The 355-nt window shown below is 70.1% G+C and carries 1 protein-coding gene; it reads left to right on the top strand.

Going from position 1 to position 355, the window contains the following annotated elements:
• The coding region (locus RB628_RS41670; RefSeq protein ID WP_318325801.1) for a tetratricopeptide repeat protein at window positions 1–355 on the top strand (355 nt) is incomplete at both ends.

Here is a 355-nt window from a genome sequence, read left to right on the forward strand (position 1 = left end):
GGGCGAAGACCACCCACACACGCTGGCCTCCCGCAACAACCTCGCCTACGCCTACCAGTCGGCGGGGGGCCTGGGCCGGGCGATCGACCTGTACGAGCAGACCCTGACCGACATGCTGCGGGTGCTGGGCGAGGACCACCCCGACACGCTGGCCTCCCGCAGCAACCTCGCCTACGCCTGCTACACGGCGGGGGATTTGGGCCGGTCCATCCCGCTGTTCGAGCAGTCCCTCGCCGACCGGGTGCGGGTGCTGAGCGAGGACCACCCCGACACGCTGGCCTCCCGCAACAACCTCGCCACCGCCTACAAGTCGGTGGGGGACCTGGGCCGGGCGATCGAGTTGTACGAGCAGACT

This window comes from Streptomyces sp. ADMS, assembly GCF_033441795.1.
In the GTDB taxonomy this organism is placed as follows: Bacteria; Actinomycetota; Actinomycetes; order Streptomycetales; family Streptomycetaceae; genus Streptomyces.